This is a genomic window from Bradyrhizobium ottawaense (assembly GCF_900099825.1).
Classification (GTDB): Bacteria; Pseudomonadota; Alphaproteobacteria; order Rhizobiales; family Xanthobacteraceae; genus Bradyrhizobium; species Bradyrhizobium ottawaense_A.
Genome location: NZ_LT629693.1, coordinates 4,345,516 through 4,363,634, shown reverse-complemented (window position 1 = coordinate 4,363,634; position 18,119 = coordinate 4,345,516). Strand labels below are relative to the sequence as shown.

General features: G+C 64.6%; 16 protein-coding genes. 13 read left to right on the top strand and 3 right to left on the bottom strand.

What is annotated here, in order from left to right:
- Positions 1–109: 109 nt before the first annotated feature.
- The 5 genes from BLR13_RS20405 (at position 110) to BLR13_RS20385 (ending at position 4,129) form a co-directional block, all read left to right on the top strand.
- Positions 110–811 (top strand): response regulator transcription factor, encoded by a 702-nt coding sequence (locus BLR13_RS20405; RefSeq protein ID WP_027541437.1) that lies wholly within the window; start codon positions 110–112, stop codon positions 809–811.
- Positions 812–936: 125 nt separating this feature from the next.
- Positions 937–2,754 carry a sensor histidine kinase gene (locus tag BLR13_RS20400; RefSeq protein ID WP_074820171.1) on the top strand — a complete coding sequence of 606 codons (1,818 nt, stop codon included), beginning with the start codon at positions 937–939 and terminating at the stop codon, positions 2,752–2,754.
- Positions 2,751–3,272, top strand: coding sequence for an HPr kinase/phosphorylase (locus BLR13_RS20395; protein WP_074820172.1), 522 nt, complete (start codon positions 2,751–2,753; stop codon positions 3,270–3,272). Before BLR13_RS20400 ends, BLR13_RS20395 begins: the two co-directional genes overlap by 4 nt.
- Before the next feature lie 132 nt (positions 3,273–3,404).
- On the top strand, positions 3,405–3,806 hold the full coding sequence (locus tag BLR13_RS20390; RefSeq protein ID WP_021076632.1) for a PTS sugar transporter subunit IIA: 402 nt from the start codon (positions 3,405–3,407) through the stop codon (positions 3,804–3,806).
- On the top strand, positions 3,803–4,129 hold the full coding sequence (locus BLR13_RS20385) for an HPr family phosphocarrier protein (protein ID WP_074820174.1): 327 nt from the start codon (positions 3,803–3,805) through the stop codon (positions 4,127–4,129). The genes BLR13_RS20390 and BLR13_RS20385 overlap by 4 nt, the downstream gene beginning before the upstream one ends.
- A gap of 105 nt (positions 4,130–4,234) precedes the next feature.
- Here the strand turns inward: BLR13_RS20385 and BLR13_RS41370 are convergent, their stop codons facing one another.
- Both BLR13_RS41370 and BLR13_RS20375 read right to left on the bottom strand, forming a co-directional pair.
- Positions 4,235–4,504: a hypothetical protein gene (locus BLR13_RS41370; RefSeq protein WP_079586111.1), complete on the bottom strand. Its 270-nt coding sequence runs from the start codon at positions 4,502–4,504 to the stop codon at positions 4,235–4,237.
- Positions 4,485–6,083, bottom strand: coding sequence for a glycosyltransferase family 39 protein (locus BLR13_RS20375; protein WP_074820176.1), 1,599 nt, complete (start codon positions 6,081–6,083; stop codon positions 4,485–4,487). Before BLR13_RS20375 ends, BLR13_RS41370 begins: the two co-directional genes overlap by 20 nt.
- A gap of 114 nt (positions 6,084–6,197) precedes the next feature.
- Here BLR13_RS20375 and lepA point away from each other — a divergent pair, with 114 nt between their 5' ends.
- From lepA to BLR13_RS20350, 5 genes are all read left to right on the top strand, one after another.
- The gene (lepA, locus tag BLR13_RS20370) at positions 6,198–8,009 is read left to right on the top strand and encodes a translation elongation factor 4 (protein ID WP_074820177.1); all 1,812 of its coding nucleotides are present in this window, start codon (positions 6,198–6,200) and stop codon (positions 8,007–8,009) included.
- A gap of 95 nt (positions 8,010–8,104) precedes the next feature.
- The gene (locus tag BLR13_RS20365) at positions 8,105–9,352 is read left to right on the top strand and encodes an MFS transporter (RefSeq protein WP_074820179.1); all 1,248 of its coding nucleotides are present in this window, start codon (positions 8,105–8,107) and stop codon (positions 9,350–9,352) included.
- Between the two features lie 95 nt (positions 9,353–9,447).
- Positions 9,448–10,620, top strand: coding sequence for an acyl-CoA dehydrogenase family protein (locus BLR13_RS20360; protein ID WP_074820181.1), 1,173 nt, complete (start codon positions 9,448–9,450; stop codon positions 10,618–10,620).
- 111 nt (positions 10,621–10,731) lie between these two features.
- Complete coding sequence (locus BLR13_RS20355) at positions 10,732–12,699, top strand: methyl-accepting chemotaxis protein (RefSeq protein WP_074820183.1); 1,968 nt, start codon at positions 10,732–10,734, stop codon at positions 12,697–12,699.
- Positions 12,700–12,779: 80 nt separating this feature from the next.
- Positions 12,780–13,232, top strand: a complete 453-nt coding sequence (locus BLR13_RS20350) for a DUF1801 domain-containing protein (RefSeq protein WP_074820185.1) — start codon at positions 12,780–12,782, stop codon at positions 13,230–13,232.
- Between the two features lie 94 nt (positions 13,233–13,326).
- Here BLR13_RS20350 and BLR13_RS20345 read toward each other — a convergent pair whose 3' ends face one another.
- The gene (locus BLR13_RS20345) at positions 13,327–15,543 is read right to left on the bottom strand and encodes a putative bifunctional diguanylate cyclase/phosphodiesterase (protein ID WP_079586114.1); all 2,217 of its coding nucleotides are present in this window, start codon (positions 15,541–15,543) and stop codon (positions 13,327–13,329) included.
- Between the two features lie 614 nt (positions 15,544–16,157).
- Between BLR13_RS20345 and mepA the strand changes: the two genes are divergently transcribed.
- The 3 genes from mepA to BLR13_RS20330 all read left to right on the top strand — a co-directional run bounded on the left by mepA (position 16,158) and on the right by BLR13_RS20330 (position 17,988).
- Positions 16,158–17,108 (top strand): penicillin-insensitive murein endopeptidase, encoded by a 951-nt coding sequence (gene mepA, locus BLR13_RS20340; RefSeq protein WP_074820188.1) that lies wholly within the window; start codon positions 16,158–16,160, stop codon positions 17,106–17,108.
- A 162-nt stretch (positions 17,109–17,270) separates the two neighbouring features.
- On the top strand, positions 17,271–17,480 hold the full coding sequence (locus tag BLR13_RS20335; RefSeq protein ID WP_074820190.1) for a TOBE domain-containing protein: 210 nt from the start codon (positions 17,271–17,273) through the stop codon (positions 17,478–17,480).
- A 1-nt stretch (position 17,481) separates the two neighbouring features.
- Positions 17,482–17,988 carry a hypothetical protein gene (locus BLR13_RS20330; protein WP_074820192.1) on the top strand — a complete coding sequence of 169 codons (507 nt, stop codon included), beginning with the start codon at positions 17,482–17,484 and terminating at the stop codon, positions 17,986–17,988.
- The last annotated feature ends 131 nt before the right edge of the window (positions 17,989–18,119 follow it).

The window sequence follows — 18,119 nt, the reverse complement described above, 5'->3', positions numbered from 1 at the left end:
CACTTCAGCCCAGCTTGCATTGCTCGTTGACCGTATACGAAGACCATTTATGCGGCGCATGGCTGGATTGCCCGCCGTTTCAGCCACTGTCTCTTTCGAAAGCAGGCTCATGCCCACAATCGCCCTGGTCGATGACGACCGCAACATTCTCACTTCCGTCTCGATTGCGCTCGAAGCCGAAGGCTATCGCATCATGACCTACACGGATGGTGCATCGGCGCTCGACGGTTTCCGTACCTCGCCGCCGGATCTGGCGATCCTCGATATCAAGATGCCGCGCATGGACGGCATGGAGACGCTGCGGCGGCTGCGGCAGAAATCCGATCTGCCGGTGATCTTCCTGACCTCCAAGGACGAAGAGATCGACGAATTGTTCGGCCTCAAGATGGGCGCCGACGATTTCATCCGCAAGCCGTTCTCGCAGCGCCTGCTGGTCGAACGCGTCAAAGCCGTGCTTCGCCGCGGCCAGCCCAAGGATCCGACCGCTGTGCCGAAGGAGCCGGATGCACGTGCTCTGGACCGCGGCCTGCTACGGATGGATCCGGAGCGTCACACCTGCACCTGGAAGAACGAGCCGGTCACGCTGACGGTGACGGAATTTCTGATCCTGCAGGCGCTGGCGACGCGCCCCGGTGTGGTGAAAAGCCGCAACGCGCTGATGGACGCCGCCTATGACGATCAGGTCTATGTCGACGACCGCACCATCGACAGCCACATCAAGCGGCTGCGCAAGAAGTTCAAGGTGGTCGACGACGATTTCGAGATGATCGAGACGCTGTACGGCGTCGGCTATCGCTTCAAGGAAGCCTGATCCGCATTTTTGGCGGGGTTTGTTAACTGACGCCGCCCACGCGGCTCGGATAGGATGCCCGGGCAGGATATGCGCGCGGCGCGCATCGCGGGACGGTAAGTCGAGACAACCGGCAGTTTTGGCCATTGCTAGATCGAACGCAGCCTGATCCAGGCCTGAACCACGAGGATGCGTCGTCGTCCCTCGATCGGGATGGTGTTGTCGACGGCAACCCGTCCGCGAAGGGCTGGCGGCGGCCGCTGGATTGGCTGCGACGGGCCGGGCAGTTCTTCTTCGCCCTGTCATTCTCGAGCCTCACCCGGCGCATCGTCTCGCTGAATCTGGCGGGCCTCGTCGCGCTGGTGGCGAGCATCCTCTATCTTTCGCAGTTTCGCGCCGGCCTGATCGACGCCCGCGCGCAGAGCCTCTTGGTGCAGGCCGAGATCATTGCCGGCGCTATAGCTGCATCCGCCACCGTCGAAACCAATACCATCACCATCGATCCGGACCGGCTGCTCGACCTCAAGCCCGGCGAAAGCTACGGCGTGCCGGACGAATATTCCGGGCTCGATTTTCCGATCAATCCGGAGCGGGTCGCGCCGGTGCTGCGGCGGCTGATTTCGCCGACCAAGACCCGCGCCCGCATCTATGGCGGCGACGGCGGCATGATTCTCGACAGCCGCAACCTTTATGGCCGCGGCGACGTGCTGCGTTTCGAATTGCCGCCGCCAACGCTGGAGAAGCCGGGCTTCGTCGAGCGCGCCATGATCGCGATCCGCACCTGGCTCAATCGCGGCGACCTGCCGCTGTACCGCGAACTCGGGCCCGAGAACGGCAAGGGCTATCAGGAAGTCGTGCAGGCGCTTGACGGCATCAAGACCAGCATGGTGCGCGTCAACGACCGCGGCGAGGTGATCGTCTCGGTCGCGGTGCCGGTGCAGCGGTTCCGCGCCGTCCATGGCGCGCTGATGCTGTCGACGCAGGGTGACGACATCGACCAGATGGTGACCGCCGAGCGGCTCGCGATTCTGAAGGTCGGCGGCGTCGCCTCCGCCGTCATGATCGTGCTGTCATTGCTGCTGGCGAGCACGATCGCGGGGCCGGTGCGACGGCTGGCCGACGGCGCCGAGCGCGTCCGCCGCCGCATCCAGACCCGCGTCGAGATTCCCGATTTCACCCGCCGCCGCGACGAGATCGGCCATCTCTCCGGCGCGCTGCGCGACATGACCAACGCGCTCTACAGCCGGATCGAGGCGATCGAGATGTTCGCCGCCGATGTCGCCCACGAACTGAAGAACCCGCTGACCTCGCTGCGGTCGGCGGTCGAGACGCTGCCTTTGGCGCGCAACGAAACCAGCCGCGCGCGGCTGCTCGAGGTGATCGAGCACGACGTCAAACGGCTCGACCGCCTGATCTCGGATATTTCCGACGCCAGCCGTCTCGACGCCGAACTGCAGCGGCAGGACATGGCGCCGGTCGATCTGCGCCGCCTGCTGACGACGCTGACGACGGTTGCCAACGAAACCCGGCTCGGACACGACGTCGGGGTCGAGGTTCGCTTCGAAGGCCGCGGCCCGACCGATGCATTCTCGGTGCCCGGCCACGATTCGCGGCTCGGACAGGTGATTTCCAACCTGCTGTCCAACGCGCAGTCCTTCTCCGCCGCCGGCGGCAAGGTGCGCATCGTTTGCCGCCGCGTACGGTCGGAAATCGAGATCCTGATCGACGATGACGGACCGGGCATCGGCGAGGATGCGCTGGAGCGCATCTTCGAGCGCTTCTACACCGACCGGCCGCATCAGGGCTTTGGCCAGAACTCCGGACTGGGCCTGTCGATTTCCAAGCAGATCATCGAAGCGCATAGCGGGCGGATCTGGGCCGAGAATCGCCCTGGCCCGGCCGATGCCGACGGTCAGCCGACGGTCGCCGGCGCGCGCTTCGTGGTCCGGCTGCCGGCACCATGACGCCGGAGCCTACCGTCCACGCCTCCGCGGTGCTTGTCGGCCGGCATGCCGTGCTGATCCGGGGGCCCTCGGGCGCCGGCAAGTCGCGGCTGGCGTTCGACCTGATCCTGGCCGGGCGTGCGGGACAGCTCCCGGCGGCGGTTTTGGTCGGTGACGACCGTGTCCATCTCGACACAGTCGCGGAACAATTGTGGGTTCGCCCTGCACCGGAACTGGCCGGTCTGATCGAGATCCGGGGGCTCGGAATCCGGCGTTGCGAGTTCGCCGGCGAGGCTGTTGTCGGCCTCGTGGTGGATCTGGCCGCCGCGGACGCCGAACGGCTGCCGCCGCCAGAAACGCTCTCAACACGCCTTAATGGTGTTTTGATACCGCGAATCCCGGTTCCAGTGGGCTACTTACCCCTCCCGCTGGTTGTCGCCGCACTGACGACAACTGAGAGTTCATCTTCTGGTAACCATTCGCCCGATTGTCTGAAGGGGTTTGGTAACCATATAAGTCCCACTATCGCGACCGAATAAGATCGGCGCAGGCTCCCATCACTACCGCCAGATCCGGGAGAATAGCCAAGATGCCCTCTTGCGCGGGGCCTCTGGATGGTCAAAGTGGCGCGTTCGTGCGGTGCACCAAAAAGCGCCCACGAGGAGTTTCCGATGATTGGTCTAGTGCTTGTGACCCATGGGCGCCTTGCCGACGAGTTCAGGGCGGCGCTCGAACATGTCATGGGTCCACAAAAACAAATTGAAGCCATCACGATTGGAGCCGAGGACGACTCCGATTTGTGTCGAAGTGACATCATCGAGGCGGTGAACCGCGTCGACAGTGGTGACGGCGTAGCTATCCTCACCGACATGTTCGGGGGCACGCCCTCCAACCTCGCGATTTCCTGCATGAGCCGCCCGAAGGTGGAAGTGCTCGCAGGCATCAATCTTCCCATGCTGGTCAAGCTCGCCAAGGTGCGCGAGGAGCGTTCGCTTCCCGACGCGATCGCCATGGCCCAGGAAGCCGGCCGCAAATACGTCACCATCGCCAGCCGCGTGCTCGCCGGCAAATGAGCGACGAGGTCGAGCCCGAAAAGGAAATCGGGCTGAGCGTGCCTGAAGGCGCCGTCTCGCGCGAACTTCTGATCATCAACAAACGCGGCCTGCACGCCCGCGCTTCGGCCAAATTCGTTCAGATGGTCGAACGCTTCAATGCCGAGGTGTTCGTGACGCGCGGCAACGAGACCGTCGGCGGCACCTCGATCATGGGATTGATGATGCTGGCGGCGGGCCCCGGCACCACGGTGACGGTCGCCGCCATCGGCCCCGAAGCCCAGGCCGCGGTCGATGCGCTCACCGCGCTGATCGCCGACAAGTTCAACGAAGAAGGTACGTGAGAAACCCTCATGGTGAGGAGGCGCTTTGCGCCGTCTCGAACCATGAGGCCCCATTCATCCTTCGAGACGCCGCTGCGCGGCTCCTCAGGATGAGGTCTGACACTTTCAAAACGGATTGGTGACGATGCCGCCGTAGGCGCGGCGCGCGGCGCCGTTGGTGGCGCTGGAGGCTTTCGAGCAGACGTAACAGATCAGATTGACGACCTCTTCCGGTGTGGCACAACGCTGCAACAGCGAGGCCGGCCGGCGCTCGGTGAACATCCGCGAGGTGAGGTCGTCGACGGTGGTGCCCGCGGCTTTCGCGCGCGGCCAGCGCCGGCGACATCTTGCCTGTATTGAAAATTCCCGATGACCGCTATTTGGCCGGCGGAACAACGACGACGTTCCACGCCGTCGCCGCACTGGCGATACCGAGCGTAAACCGGCGGGTGGTGACCCCCATGCGCTCGCCATTGGCGGCATGGAGCTTCATCCAGGCCTCACATTTTTCCAGCTTCCAGTCGCCGGTTTCGCAAACGCCGATGAAGCCGGAACGCTTGGCTTCCTCGAGCGAAGTCAGGCCGGACGACCACGGCTCGTCCGGCGTCAGCGGCGCCGGATGATCGGGGCTGTAGAAGGTGATGGGCTCGCCGGTATCGGTATAGGCCGCGACCACCGGCCAGCGCGAATGAAACCGGGTTTGCCACACGTCGGTCAGTTCGCGCGCCAGTTCGGAACGCGCGCGATATGTCGCGCCTTCATTGCGCTTCTGATCCAGTTCATAGGCGACGATCTTTGGCGAGGCCACGAGCACGACCAGCGAAATCACCAGCCAGGTCGCCGCGAGGTTCGACAGCGCGATCTGCCGCACCCGCACCGCAGGTATCGCGACCAGCGCCAGCGGCACCAGGAAGAACAGCGGGATGCCCCAGTCGGTCTTGATGTAGATATGGAATATCACCGCGCCGAGCGGCGGCCCGATTGCGACGATGGCCTGGACGATCCAGACGTTGAGCGCCTGCGAAACGTTGACACCGGAATTTGGGCCGCGCGACCAGAACGGAAAAAGCCTCCAGCGCCGTGGCGGCCACGCCAGCGCCATCGCCGCCAGCACCGCCGGCACCGCCACCAGCGCAAGGTTATGGCCGATATAGCCGAGCGCGAGATCGTGGATCTGGGCGCGGTCGGTGATGGTGTAGCTGTCGCCGGCATAGGTCAGCGCGATGAAATTCACCTGCTTCAGCCACAGGAAGTGCGGGAACATCGCCACCGCAAGCGTCGCGATCGCGACCCACGGCGCCGGCGAACGCAGGAACTGCAGCCGAGCGGGATGGATCAATGCCGCAAGGCCGATGGCGCCGATCATGGTCAGCACCCAGTATTTGGTCATCAGCGCCAGCGCGCCGGCAAGCCCGAGCCAGATACCGGATTTCACGCTGCGTTTTTCAAACGCGTCCAGATAGGCCAGCATCAACAGCGGCAGCGTCACGAGCTGCAGGATATCCGGATTGTATTTGAAGCCCTTGAAATTGAAGATCGGATAAAGCGCGAGCATCACCACGACCAGGAAGGCGCGGCGGCGATCGACCACGCGCAGCGCCAGCAGCCAGCAGATCACGAGCCCGCAACCCAGCGTCGTCATCGCCAGTGCGTAGGTCGCCCAGTCCTTGACCGGAAAGATCATGAACCAGACGCCGGCGACCCAGCCCGACAGCGGTGGATGCTTGCCATAGCCCAGCAGGAACTTCTGGCCCCAGGCGTAGGCTTCGGCGACGTCCATATGGACGTCCTGGCCGGTCTTCAGGTTGACCAGAATCAGGGTCCACAGCACGGCATGGACCGTGGCAAAGCCGATCACCAGCCAAAGACTGGCCTTGGGGTCGCCGGCGCGCGAGGCCAGCCATGCCCCCAGCCGCCGGAGGGAGGGAAAGCGCCTGCCGCGGGCGTTCGCGGGCAAAATGGATGCAGTCGACATGCCTGCGTGCGTAGCGCGTTTTTCGTTGCTATGGAATCAGCCAGGCGCGAAGAAAGCCCCTTAAAATACAGCAATATGGTTGCCGCACGGGGATGTGAATGCTATCCCGCGCCCATGACAACCGTCCCCATTTCCAACATCCGCAACTTCTCCATCGTCGCCCATATCGACCATGGCAAATCGACGCTGGCCGACCGCCTGATCCAGATGACGGGCGGGCTGACCGATCGCGAAATGGCGGGTAAGGAACAAGTGCTCGATTCCATGGATATCGAGCGCGAGCGCGGTATCACCATCAAGGCGCAGACCGTCCGGCTCAGCTATCACGCCAAGGACGGCCAGGATTATATCTTCAATCTGATGGACACGCCCGGCCATGTCGACTTCGCCTACGAAGTCTCGCGCTCGCTGGCGGCGTGCGAGGGATCGCTGCTGGTGGTCGACGCCAGCCAGGGCGTCGAAGCGCAGACGCTCGCCAACGTCTATCACGCGCTCGACGCCGGTCATGAGATCGTGCCGATCCTCAACAAGGTCGATCTCCCGGCAGCCGAGCCCGAACAGGTCAGGAAGCAGATCGAGGACGTGATCGGCATCGACGCCTCCGACGCCGTGATGATCTCGGCCAAGACCGGCCTCGGCGTTCCCGACGTGCTGGAAGCCATTGTCACCCGCCTGCCGCCGCCGAAAGGCGACCGCGAGGCGACGCTGAAGGCGCTGCTGGTAGATAGCTGGTACGACGTCTATCTCGGCGTCGTCGTGCTCGTTCGTGTGGTCGACGGCGTGATGAAGAAGAACAGCCGCATCCGCATGATGGGCACCAACGCCGCCTACGACGTCGAGCGCGTCGGCTTCTTCACGCCGAAGATGACGCAGGTCGACGAACTCGGCCCCGGCGAGATCGGCTTCATCACTGCGGCGATCAAGGAAGTCGCCGATACCAGGGTGGGCGACACCATCACCGACGACCGCAAACCGATCACCGAGATGCTGCCGGGCTTCAAGCCGGCGATCCCGGTGGTGTTCTGCGGCCTGTTCCCGGTCGACGCCGACGACTTCGAGACGCTGCGCGCGGCGATGGGCAAGTTGCGGCTCAACGACGCCAGCTTCACGTTCGAGATGGAAACCTCCGCCGCGCTCGGCTTCGGCTTCCGCTGCGGCTTCCTCGGCCTGCTGCATCTGGAGATCATCCAGGAGCGGCTGAGCCGCGAGTTCGACCTCAACCTGATCGCGACCGCGCCGAGCGTGATCTACAAGATGCATCTGACCGACGGCCAGGAGATCGAGATCCACAATCCCGTCGACATGCCCGACGTGGTCAAGATCGCCGAAATCCAGGAACCGTGGATCGAAGCCACGATCCTCACCCCCGACGAATATCTCGGCAGCGTGCTGAAGCTGTGCCAGGACCGCCGCGGTTCGCAGAAGGAGCTGACTTACGTCGGCTCCCGCGCGATGGTGAAGTACGACCTGCCGCTCAACGAAGTGGTGTTCGATTTCTACGACCGGCTGAAGTCGGTCTCGAAGGGCTATGCCTCGTTCGACTATCACCTGACCGACTACAAGCCGGCGGACCTGGTGAAGATGCAGATCCTGGTCAACCTCGAGCCGGTCGATGCGCTGTCGATGCTGGTGCATCGGACCCGCGCCGAAGGCCGCGGCCGCGCCATGGTCGAGCGGATGAAGGAACTGATCCCGCCGCACATGTTCGTGATCCCGATCCAGGCCGCGATCGGCGGCAAGGTGATCGCCCGCGAAACCGTCCGCGCGCTGCGCAAGGATGTCACCGCGAAGTGCTACGGCGGCGACATCACACGTAAACGAAAACTTCTGGAGAAGCAGAAGGAAGGCAAGAAGAAGATGCGGCAGTTCGGCAAGGTCGACATCCCGCAGGAAGCGTTCATTGCTGCCCTGAAGGTGGATAGCTGAGGCTGTCCGCCACTCCCTCTGCCTTGCCCCACGGCCGTGAATAGGCCACCATCGCCCCGCTCAGTTTAAAAACACAAAAACAGCGGGGGAAGCGCATGAGCAAATCCCAAGAAATCAACCGGGAATTCAACTACGGCTGGGTCGTGGTCGGCGCCGGCGCCATGATGACCTGCGTCGGCTTTGGCGCGATGCTGTCGCTGGCGGTGTTCCTGCAGCCGATATCGAACGCGATGGGCTGGTCGCGCAGCGGCGTCTCAGCGGCGGCGACGATCGATTTCCTCTGCATGGGGCTGGCGGCGTTTTTCTGGGGCGCGCTGTCCGACCGGTTCGGCACCCGCATCGTCGTGCTCGCCGGCAGCCTGCTGCTCGGCACTGGCCTGGTCGCGGCCAGCCAGGCCACTACACTTTGGCAATTCCAGCTTTCGTTCGGCGTGCTGATCGGGATCGCGGCCGGCAGCTTCTACGCGCCGATGGTCGCGGTGGCGAGCGCCTGGATCGAGCAGCACCGCAGCCTCGCGGTCGCACTGGTGTCCGCCGGCATGGGCGTAGCGCCGCTGACGGTGGCGCCTTCCGCCAGCTACCTGATCACGGCCTATGACTGGCGCACGGCAATGCTGGTGATCGGCATCGCGGCATGGGCGCTGTTGATTCCGGCAGCCCTGCTGGTGCGCCCGGCGCCGCCGGCCGCAGCACCCGCCACGGCAGGCGGGGCAGGCGCGCCGCAAACGCAATGGACCGTGGCGCAGGCGTTGCGGACGCCGCAATTCATCACGCTGGCGCTGGCCCATTTCGCCTGCTGCGCGGCGCATTCCGGGCCGATCTTCCACATGGTGAGCTACGCCATGATCTGCGGCATCGCGCCGTTGACCGCGGTCACGGTCTATAGCCTCGCCGGGTTCTCCGGCCTCGGCGGTCGCCTGCTGCTCGGCGCGATGGCCGACCGTCTCGGCGCCAAGCCGGTGCTGGTCGGCGGCCTGTTCCTGCAGGCGCTTTCGGTCGCGACCTATCTCGCGGTCGGCCAGCTCGGCGAGTTCTATGCGCTGTCGGTGGTGTTCGGCATCGCCTATGGCGGCGTGATGCCGCTCTATGCGGTGCTGGTGCGCGAATATTTCGGCGCCCGCATCATGGGGTCCGTATTCGGCGCCGTGTCGGCGTTTGCCAGCCTCGGCATGGCGCTCGGACCGCTGGCCGGCGGATGGGTGTTCGACACCTTCCAGAGCTATGGCTGGCTCTATGTCGGCTCCTTCGGCATCGGAATGGCCGCAGTCGCGGTGGCGCTGAGCTTTCCCTCGGCGAAGCGGCCGCCACTGCCCTCGCTCGATCTCGGCCGCGCGATGGCGTGATGCTGATAGGACAGACGCCCTCCCCGGCTTGATCGCGCGCGGCGGATAGGTCACCATCACGCCTGCGCCAAAAATAAAAGACTGCGAGGAAGCGCATGAACAGACAGCCCGGCATCGATCTGGTCGGATGCGCGCGAGCGCTGCAGCCATTGATCGCAGGCGACGCCGACGAGATCGAGCGAACGCGGCGGCTGACGCCGGCCGTGACCTCGGCCCTTGTCGAGAACGGACTTTATCGCTCGCTGCTGCCGCAAAGCCTCGGCGGCAGTGAGGCGCCGCTCGAAACCTTCATGCAGATGCAGGAAGAAATCGCCAAGGCCGACGCCTCGACCGCATGGTGCCTCGGCCAATGCAGCGTCTGCGCCATGACGGCGGCCTATCTCGATCCCGATGCCGCGAGCGAGATTTTCAACACCACGCCCGGCATCCTCGCCTGGGGCGCGGTCGCGCATGAAGTGCAGGCGGTTCCCGGCGGCTACAGGGCCAGCGCGCGCTGGGATTTTGCCTCCGGCTCGCGGCAGGCGAGCTGGTTGGGCGCCCATGTCCGGGTCGTCGAAGCCGACGGCACTCAGCGGCGCAAGAAAGACGGTTCGCCAGAGATCCGCACCATCCTGTTCCCGATGGCCAGCGCCACGATGTACGACGTCTGGGACGTCATCGGCCTCAGGGGAACCGGCACCGATTCCTATTCGGTCGAGAATCTGTTCATCCCGGAAAAATTCGCCGCGCTGCGCGACGACCCCACGGCGCTGCGGGAAAACGGCCCGCTGTACAAGCTCACCACCAACATGGTGTTCAGCATGGGTTTTGGCGCGACCTCGCTCGGCGTCGCCCGCGCCACGCTGGACGCCGCCACCGATCTCGCCCGCGGCAAGACACCGCAAGGCCTCAAGGCGATGCGCGACAACAATGCGGTGCAGGGCCTGATCGGGCGGACCGAGGCGACCCTGCGCGCCGCGCGCGCCTATCTCTACACCACCGCCGGCGAAGTCTGGCGCGATCTGGCGCGCGGCGACCCGCTCACCGAACAGCACCGTATCGCGCTTCGCATCGCCGCGACCTGGACCATTCATCAATCGGCGGCCGTGGTCGACACCGCCTATCATATGGCCGGCGCCACCGCCGTGTTCGCCGCCAACAAGTTCGAGCGGCGTTTTCGCGACATGCACGCCATCGCCCAGCAGATCCAGGCGCGCGACACCCATTACGAGGATGCCGGCAAGGCGATCCTTTCCGCCAGCCTCGGCACCCCGCCGACGGCGCGCTGAGGGGCGGCCGGGCCTGTCCCGTAATTTTACGTAACGACGGTCTAGTCCGATTGTTAAACAGTTTATGAAATACCGTGACGGAATCCCGCCTCGTGGAGCTTCCGTCCTTTCATGTTCAAAATTCGATCGATCGCGGCCCGCCTGATCCTCGCCATTTCGCTGACCGTCGCCCTCGCCTGCGGAATCCTCGGAACCTTTTCGATCCTGCAGCAGCGCGCCTTGACGCGGCTCGCACTCGATCAGCAACTCAAGCTGCAATATGACAGTGTGATAGCCGCCGTCGACTATGAGGGGCGTGCCGCGCTGGCGGTGAGTTCGGTGGTCGCAGCCCTGCCGCCGGTCAGCGAAGCCATCATCAGGGGTAATCGCGACGAACTGGCGGCACTGCTCGGCGATGCCAACAAGGCATTGAAGGCGCAAGGCATCCCGCTGATCACCTTCCAGGTGCCTCCCGCGACTTCGTTTTATCGTGTTCACGAACCCAAGATTTTCGGCGACGATGTATCCGGCCGCCGGAGCACGGTTGTCGAGGCGATCAAGACAGGCAAGCCGATCGTCGGCGTCGAGCCCGGGAGAGAAGCGCTCGGCATTTTCGGCATGACTCCCATCATTCGCGACGGCAAAAGTCTGGCGAACGTCGATGTCGGAGCAGCCTTCGGCAAGGAGTTCGTCGATCGCGCCAAAAGGCGCTTCGGCATCGACCTTGCGGTGCATTCGTTCGACGGCAAAGTGTTCAAAAAGCTGTCCTCGACTTTTGGCGAGACCGCGATTGCCACCCAGGACGAACTCAAGGGCGTGATGGATGGCGGAGCGTTGCGCCGCGATGCGACGCTCGACGGTCATCCCGCCGCCGTCTTTCTCGGGCAGATCAGGGATTATGCCGGTCACCCGGTCGCCGTCATCGAGATCATCAAGGATACGACCGAGTACGACGCCGCGGCCGCGACGTCACAACGCAACCTGATTCTCGGCACCGTTGCCATCCTGGCGGTTGCCATCGTGCTCGCGTTCCTGCTCGGCCGCGGCCTGTCACGGCCGCTCGCCGCCATCACCGCCGTCATGAACCGGCTCTCGAGCGGTGAAATCGACGTCACGATCCCCGGCAGCGAACGCCGCGACGAACTCGGCACCATGGCGGCTGCGGTCGACGTGTTCCGCCGCAGCATGATCGAGGCGCGCGGCATGCGCGAGGCGCAGGAAGCCTCCAAGCAGCAGACCGAACTCGAAAAGAGAACCCTGCAGCGGCAGATGGCCGATCGCTTCGAGGCCGACGTCAAGAGCGTCGTCGCGACCGTCGCCAAAGCGACGTCGGACATGCAGCGCGTGGCCGGCGAAATCACCGCCAGCGTCAACGGCACGTCGGAACAGGCCGCCGCCGCGGCGGCGGCGTCCGAAGAGGCCTCCGCCAGCGTCAGCACGGTTGCTGCCGCCACCGAGGAACTGGCCTCCTCCGTCACCGAGATCGGCCGCCAGGTCACCCATTCAAGCCAGGTCGCCGACAACGCCGTGGTCAAGGCCGGGAAGACCACCGAAATGGTCGGCAGCCTCGCTACCGCTGCCGAAAAGATCGGCGACGTACTGCGCCTGATCGGCGCGATCGCGAGCCAGACCAACCTGTTGGCGCTCAACGCCACCATCGAGGCCGCACGCGCCGGCGATGCCGGCAGGGGCTTTGCCGTCGTCGCCTCCGAGGTCAAGGAGCTTGCCAGCCAGACCGCGAAGGCGACCGAGGAAATCGCCGCGCAGGTCGCCGCCATCCAGTCCGCGACCGGCGAGTGTGTAACCGCGATCGGCGGCATCAGCGACACCATCCGCGAGATCAGCGGCATCGCCACCACGATCGCCGCCGCCGTCGAGCAGCAGGATTCGGCGACCCGGGAGATTGCGCGCAGCGTCCAGCAGGCGGCCACCGGCACCAGCGAGGTCTCGGTCAACGTGACCGGCGCAAGCCAGTCCGCCGACCGCTCGCGCGCGCTCGCCGACAACGTGCTGGCCGCCACTGGCCAGCTCGGCCGTCAGGCCGATGCGCTGCACGAAAGCGTCGATACCTTCCTCGCCGGCCTGCGCGACGCCGCCTAGGTCACGGTCGCGGCCCGCTTCCGATTGTGCGTCGAATATCCTAGACTTTCCGCCGTAAGGAAATGCGCGGACGGGCTGGGATGAAAACGTCGACCAGGAAAAAGGCCGTCGCTACCAGGCGCACCGGACATTCAGATCCCGCGGTGGACGGGGTGTTCGACGCCTATCCGAGGCCGGTCAAAGCAAGATTGCTGGCGCTGCGGCGGCTGATCCTCGCCACGGCGAAGGCGACCGAGGGCGTGGGCGCGCTGGAAGAAATCCTGAAATGGGGGCAGCCGAGCTATCTCACGCCCGAAAGCAGGAGCGGCAGCACGATCCGGATCGACCAGGTGAAGGCCGAGGCCGGCCAGGTCGCGGTCTATTTCCATTGCCAGACCAATCTGGTCGAGACCTTTCGCGAGCTCTATCCGGAACTGAGGTACAGCGGCAACCGCGCCATCCTGCTCGATGCCGGGGACAGGCTTCCCGAAGCCGAATTGCGCCACTGCGTAGCGCTGGCGCTGACGTATCATTTGGGGAAGCGGAAGCGATAATGAAATGTCATTCCGGGGCGCATCGAAGATGCGAACCCGGAATCTCGAGATTCCGGGTTCGATGCTTCGCATCGCCCCGGAATGACAGTCTACCTCACGCCACCAGCGCCGCACCCGCCGCCGGCCTCTCGCCGCGCTGCGCCTGCAACAGGCTGACGATCTCGACATTGGGCCGTGCGCGGCTGAACAGAAAACCCTGCCCCTCGTGGCAGCCTTCGTTGCGCAGGCAGCTCAGTTCGGCTTCGGTCTCGACGCCTTCGGCCGTGATCGTGACCCCGAGGCCCTTGCCGAGACTGATGATCGAGCGAACGATCGCCTGGGCATCCGGATTGGCGGCGAGATCGCGGACGAACGACTGGTCGATCTTGATCTTGTCGAACGGAAAGCTGCGCAGATAGCTCAGGCTGGAATAGCCGGTGCCGAAATCGTCCATCGAAATGCGGACGCCGAGCGAGCGCAACGCGTGCAGCGTCGCCAGCACCTGATCGCTCTTTTCCAGCAGCAGCGTTTCGGTGATCTCCAGTTCCAGCCGCGTTGGCGGCAGGCCGGATTGCTTCAGCGTATCCATCACCACCGACAACAGATTGCCGACGCGGAACTGCAGCGGCGACAGGTTGACCGCGACGCGGACGTCGTCAGGCCATTGTGCCGCATCCATGCAGGCGCGGCGCAGCATCAGGCCGCCGACCGCGTTGATCAGGCCGGTCTCTTCGGCCACCGGAATGAACTCGCCGGGCGAAATCATGCCGCGCTCGGCATGCCGCCAGCGCACCAGCGCCTCGCAGCCGGTGATGCGTCCGGTCGAAAGATCGATCAGCGGCTGGTAGTACGGCCGCAGCACATCGTTGTGGATCGCTTCGCGCAGGTCGGTCTCGATCTTGCGCCGGGTCTGGGCGCGGGCGTCCATCTCGGCTTCGAAGAAGCTGAACGTGCCGCGCGAATCGTTCTTGGCGCGCGACAAGGCCATGTCGGCGTTTTTCAGCAGCTTGTCGGACTCGTCACCGTCGCCGGGCGACACCGCAATGCCGATGCTGGCGCCGATCACGACGGAATGGCCGTCCAGCAGATAGGGGTCGCCGATCGCCTCCAGCAGCCGCTTCGCGAGCAGCACCGCGTCCTCGGGACGTGTCACACCGCTCTGGACGATCGCGAATTCGTCGGAGTTGAGCCGGGCCACCGTATCTTCCTCGCGCAGCGTCGACTTCAATCGTTTGGCGACGCCACGCAGCAGTTTGTCGCCGACGCCGTGGCCGAGCGTATCGTTGACCGCCTTGAAATTGTCGAGGCCGAGCACCAGCACCGCGACTTTCTCGGCGCTGCGCCGCGTGTGCAGCAGGATGTCGTCCATCTGCTGCCGCAGCAGGGTGCGGTTCGGCAGGCCGGTCAATCCGTCATGCTGGGCCATGAAGGCCAGCCGCGCCTCGGCGCGCTTGCGCTCGGTGATGTCCATCAGCGCCAGCAGGACGGCCGGTCTGTCGCCGTAGACGAGCTGGCGCGAATAGATCGCCAGGTCGATCAATGCGCCGTCGGCCCTGACATGCTTCCAGGTTCGGGCGTTCTGCTCGTCGCTGGAACGGTCGCCGCTCCATGGCAGTTCGGGATCGAAGGCCTGCAGATTGCGGATCGTCAGCTTTTCGAACTCGCCGCGGCTGTAGCCATAATGCTCGATCGCGGCGTCGTTGATGCCGAGAATCCGTTCGCCGTCGAGGGCGCATACGATCATCGGAACCGGGTTGCTGTCGAACAGCAGCCGGAACGAAGCCTCGCGCTGCTTCAGTTCGGTGATATCGACGCGCAGGCCGATGACGCCACCGTCCTCGGTCAGCCGCTCGTCGATCAGGATGACGCGGCCATCGGCCAGCGTCTGCTCATGCCGCTCGCCAGGCTGGTAGAGCTTGCTGAGCCGGTCGGCGATCCATTGCTCCTCGCGGCCGACCGCTTCGGGATAATCGCCCCGCTCTACGCCGATGCGAATGGTGTCTTCCAGCCGCGCGCCCCGCTCGAACAGATCCGAGCTGCGGTTGTAGATCTCCGCATATTTCTTGTTCCAGAGAATGTAGCGGCCTTCGGCGTCGAGAAACACGACGCCCTGCGGCAGGATGTCGATCGCCTCGCGCAACCTCTCGTCCGACTTGCGCGCATCCGCCATCGCGGCCTCGACCTCGACGCGTTTGCGCGCGATCTCAACGGTCTCGGCGCGAACGCGGCGGCTGCCGGAGCGTTGCGGGCCGGGTTTGGCCGGCCGGCCGAACAGGCGGGCACGCGCCGGCTGTTTCGGCTTCTTGGCTGTTTTTGACTTCTTGTTCGGCATTGCTCCGCCCCACCGCATTCTGCGTGCATGTTCTCCGATAAGTATCTGAAAAATTGGTATCTCTTGCCGATCCGCGCGTTCGCGGACCGGGCTCTGCATGCCTGCAAAACGGGCTGGTTCGCGCAAGGCGTGTGTCGTTGTACGGAGCAAGTGAAGATAAACACCGCAAAATTGCCGGCTACGCATGATGGGAACGCGATGCGTGGCCGGATTGCACAATGAATGCGCGAAACGGCTCATCTGCGCATGAATATTTGCCAATGACCGACAAGGTTATCGGGCGGTTAAGACTGCGGTCCCCGACACCCTACTTTGGTTGACGTCGGCCCTAGAGCCTTATCGGTTCTGATTGAATCAGAACCGGGCTCTATTCTCTTGTTTGACGCGTTTTCTTTACGCGAACCGGCGTCCACTTCGCTCGAAAACGCTCTAGTTGATCTCGATGCGCGTGCTGCGCGCGCCGTTGCGCTGGACCTGCGCAAACAGCGGCGCCGGTGGCATGATGTCGTTTGGCCGGGGCATCGCAATGACTGTCGGAGATCAAGCAATTGCGATTGTCGCGCTTGTCCCGCCTCGCTTGTTTCATGCTACGTTCGGGCAGATAGAGTGATCCGATGACCCCCCGCCTGATTCTGATCCCGCTCCTGATCGCAATAGCCGCCGCCAGTGCCTCTGCCGCATGGGCGCAGGACAAGGGCACGGTCGACGCCAAACCGCTGCCGCCGCTCGCCAACCCCAACGATCCCAAGATCGCCGCCAAGGAACTGTTCGGCCGCAAGGTGCTGCCGGCGGCGATGCCGACGCGCGTGTTCGGTTTTTACGCGCATGGCTGCATCGCGGGTGCGGCAGCGCTGCCCATCAACGGCGACACCTGGCAGGTGATGCGGTTGTCGCGCAATCGCTATTTTGCGCATCCCGACATGGTCGAGCTGCTGAAGCGGCTTTCCGAAAAGGCGCACAAGGAGGCCGGCTGGCCCGGGATCCTGGTCGGCGACATGTCGCAGCCGCGCGGCGGCCCGATGTTCACCGGCCACGCCAGCCATCAGGTCGGGCTGGACGCCGACATCTGGCTGACGCCGATGCCGAAACGGACATTGTCGCGCAACGAGCGCGAGGAAATGTCGGCGGTGATGATGGTGCGCAACGACCGGCTCGACGTCGACACCAAGGTGTTTACGCCGGGCCATCTCGCCGTGATCCGCGCCGCCGCGCTGGAGCCGACCGTGCAGCGGATCTTCGTCAATGCCGCGATCAAGAAGGCGCTGTGCCGCGAGGCCAAGGGCGACCGGCACTGGCTCTCCAAGGTACGGCCGATGTACGGCCACGACTATCATTTCCACATCCGGATCAAATGCCCGCCCGGCAGCGGCGCCGAATGCGAGAGCCAGCCCGATCCGTCGGAGAGCGAAGGCTGCAGCACCGGCGATCTGGCGTTCTGGTTCAAGGATTCGGTGCTCCATCCCAAACCGCCGCCGACCCCGCCCAAGCCCAAGCCGCCAATGACGATGGCGGCGCTTCCGGCCGCCTGCAAGGCGGTGCTGGCCGCACCCGACGCCAAGCAATAGCCGCCCGGCAGGCTATCCCCGCCGCCGGAAAATGCGCTAGTATCTGATATCGCAGCGCCGTAAGCGCGCGTCACACCGGGGACGACGGTCCCGAAATCTCATCGAACCAATGAGGCAGCAACGCTGCGGCATGCCCGCGCGCCTGGCCTTGTGAGGACCGTCATGCGCATCAGTGCACGCAACCAGATCAAGGGTACCGTCGTCGAGGTCAAGAAGGGCGCGACCACCTCGCATGTCCGCGTCGATATCGGCAACGGCCAGATCATCACCTCGTCCATCACCAACGAAGCCGTCGACGAACTCGGCATCAAGGCCGGCGGCAAGGCCACGGTGGTGGTGAAGGCCTCCGACGTCATGATCGCGGTGGACTGACATGCGTACAGTCGTTCTCCTCGCACTGGTACTGTTCGGCGCAGCCCCTGCATGGGCGGCGGAGGAACCGAGCGGCTGTGACAAGTTCAAATGGCCGATCGAGCGCGAGCGGGCGGCGCTGACAGCGCCGGATCGCGCCAAGCTATCGTCGGGCGGCGAACTCGCGGCCTTGCCCGCCACCGGCATGACGCTGGCCCTGGTCGCGCCCGCCGACGCCAGGCTGCCGACGCCGCCGGAGCGGGCGCCCAAGGAAGGAACCTTTGCCGGCTTCGCCAGCATCAAGACCGCGCCCAAGGCCGGCCTCTACACGGTCAGCCTGTCCTCGGGCGGCTGGGTCGACGTGGTGCAGGACGGCCACTTCCTGAAGCCCAAGGCGTTCAGCGGCGCCACGGACTGCGACGGCATCCGCAAGACCATGAAATATGAGCTGTCGGCGAGCCCGTTGGTGCTGCAGGTCAGCGGTACCAAGGACAATTCGATCTCGATCGCGATCCTTCCGACCGAATAATGGCTGCCGGGTAGACAAACGGTCACCTTTACCCGGTCCGTCAGCCTGTTATGTTCCCGGCTGGCGATATCCCGATCGACCGTAAGTCATCTGGATTACCGGAACAGCGCCTTCCGTCTGTCGCATCCCTG

Bases quoted from the DNA above. Each gene is read 5' to 3' on its own strand.
- BLR13_RS20405 (WP_027541437.1), top strand. From the start codon at position 110: ATGCCCACAATCGCCCTGGTCGATGACGACCGCAACATTCTCACTTCC.
- BLR13_RS20395 (WP_074820172.1), top strand. From the start codon at position 2,751: ATGACGCCGGAGCCTACCGTCCACGCCTCCGCGGTGCTTGTCGGCCGG.
- BLR13_RS20390 (WP_021076632.1), top strand. From the start codon at position 3,405: ATGATTGGTCTAGTGCTTGTGACCCATGGGCGCCTTGCCGACGAGTTC.
- BLR13_RS20385 (WP_074820174.1), top strand. From the start codon at position 3,803: ATGAGCGACGAGGTCGAGCCCGAAAAGGAAATCGGGCTGAGCGTGCCT.
- BLR13_RS20375 (WP_074820176.1), bottom strand. From the start codon at position 6,083: ATGTCGACTGCATCCATTTTGCCCGCGAACGCCCGCGGCAGGCGCTTT.
- lepA (WP_074820177.1), top strand. From the start codon at position 6,198: ATGACAACCGTCCCCATTTCCAACATCCGCAACTTCTCCATCGTCGCC.
- BLR13_RS20365 (WP_074820179.1), top strand. From the start codon at position 8,105: ATGAGCAAATCCCAAGAAATCAACCGGGAATTCAACTACGGCTGGGTC.
- BLR13_RS20360 (WP_074820181.1), top strand. From the start codon at position 9,448: ATGAACAGACAGCCCGGCATCGATCTGGTCGGATGCGCGCGAGCGCTG.
- BLR13_RS20355 (WP_074820183.1), top strand. From the start codon at position 10,732: ATGTTCAAAATTCGATCGATCGCGGCCCGCCTGATCCTCGCCATTTCG.
- BLR13_RS20350 (WP_074820185.1), top strand. From the start codon at position 12,780: ATGAAAACGTCGACCAGGAAAAAGGCCGTCGCTACCAGGCGCACCGGA.
- BLR13_RS20345 (WP_079586114.1), bottom strand. From the start codon at position 15,543: ATGCCGAACAAGAAGTCAAAAACAGCCAAGAAGCCGAAACAGCCGGCG.
- mepA (WP_074820188.1), top strand. From the start codon at position 16,158: ATGACCCCCCGCCTGATTCTGATCCCGCTCCTGATCGCAATAGCCGCC.
- BLR13_RS20335 (WP_074820190.1), top strand. From the start codon at position 17,271: ATGCGCATCAGTGCACGCAACCAGATCAAGGGTACCGTCGTCGAGGTC.
- BLR13_RS20330 (WP_074820192.1), top strand. From the start codon at position 17,482: ATGCGTACAGTCGTTCTCCTCGCACTGGTACTGTTCGGCGCAGCCCCT.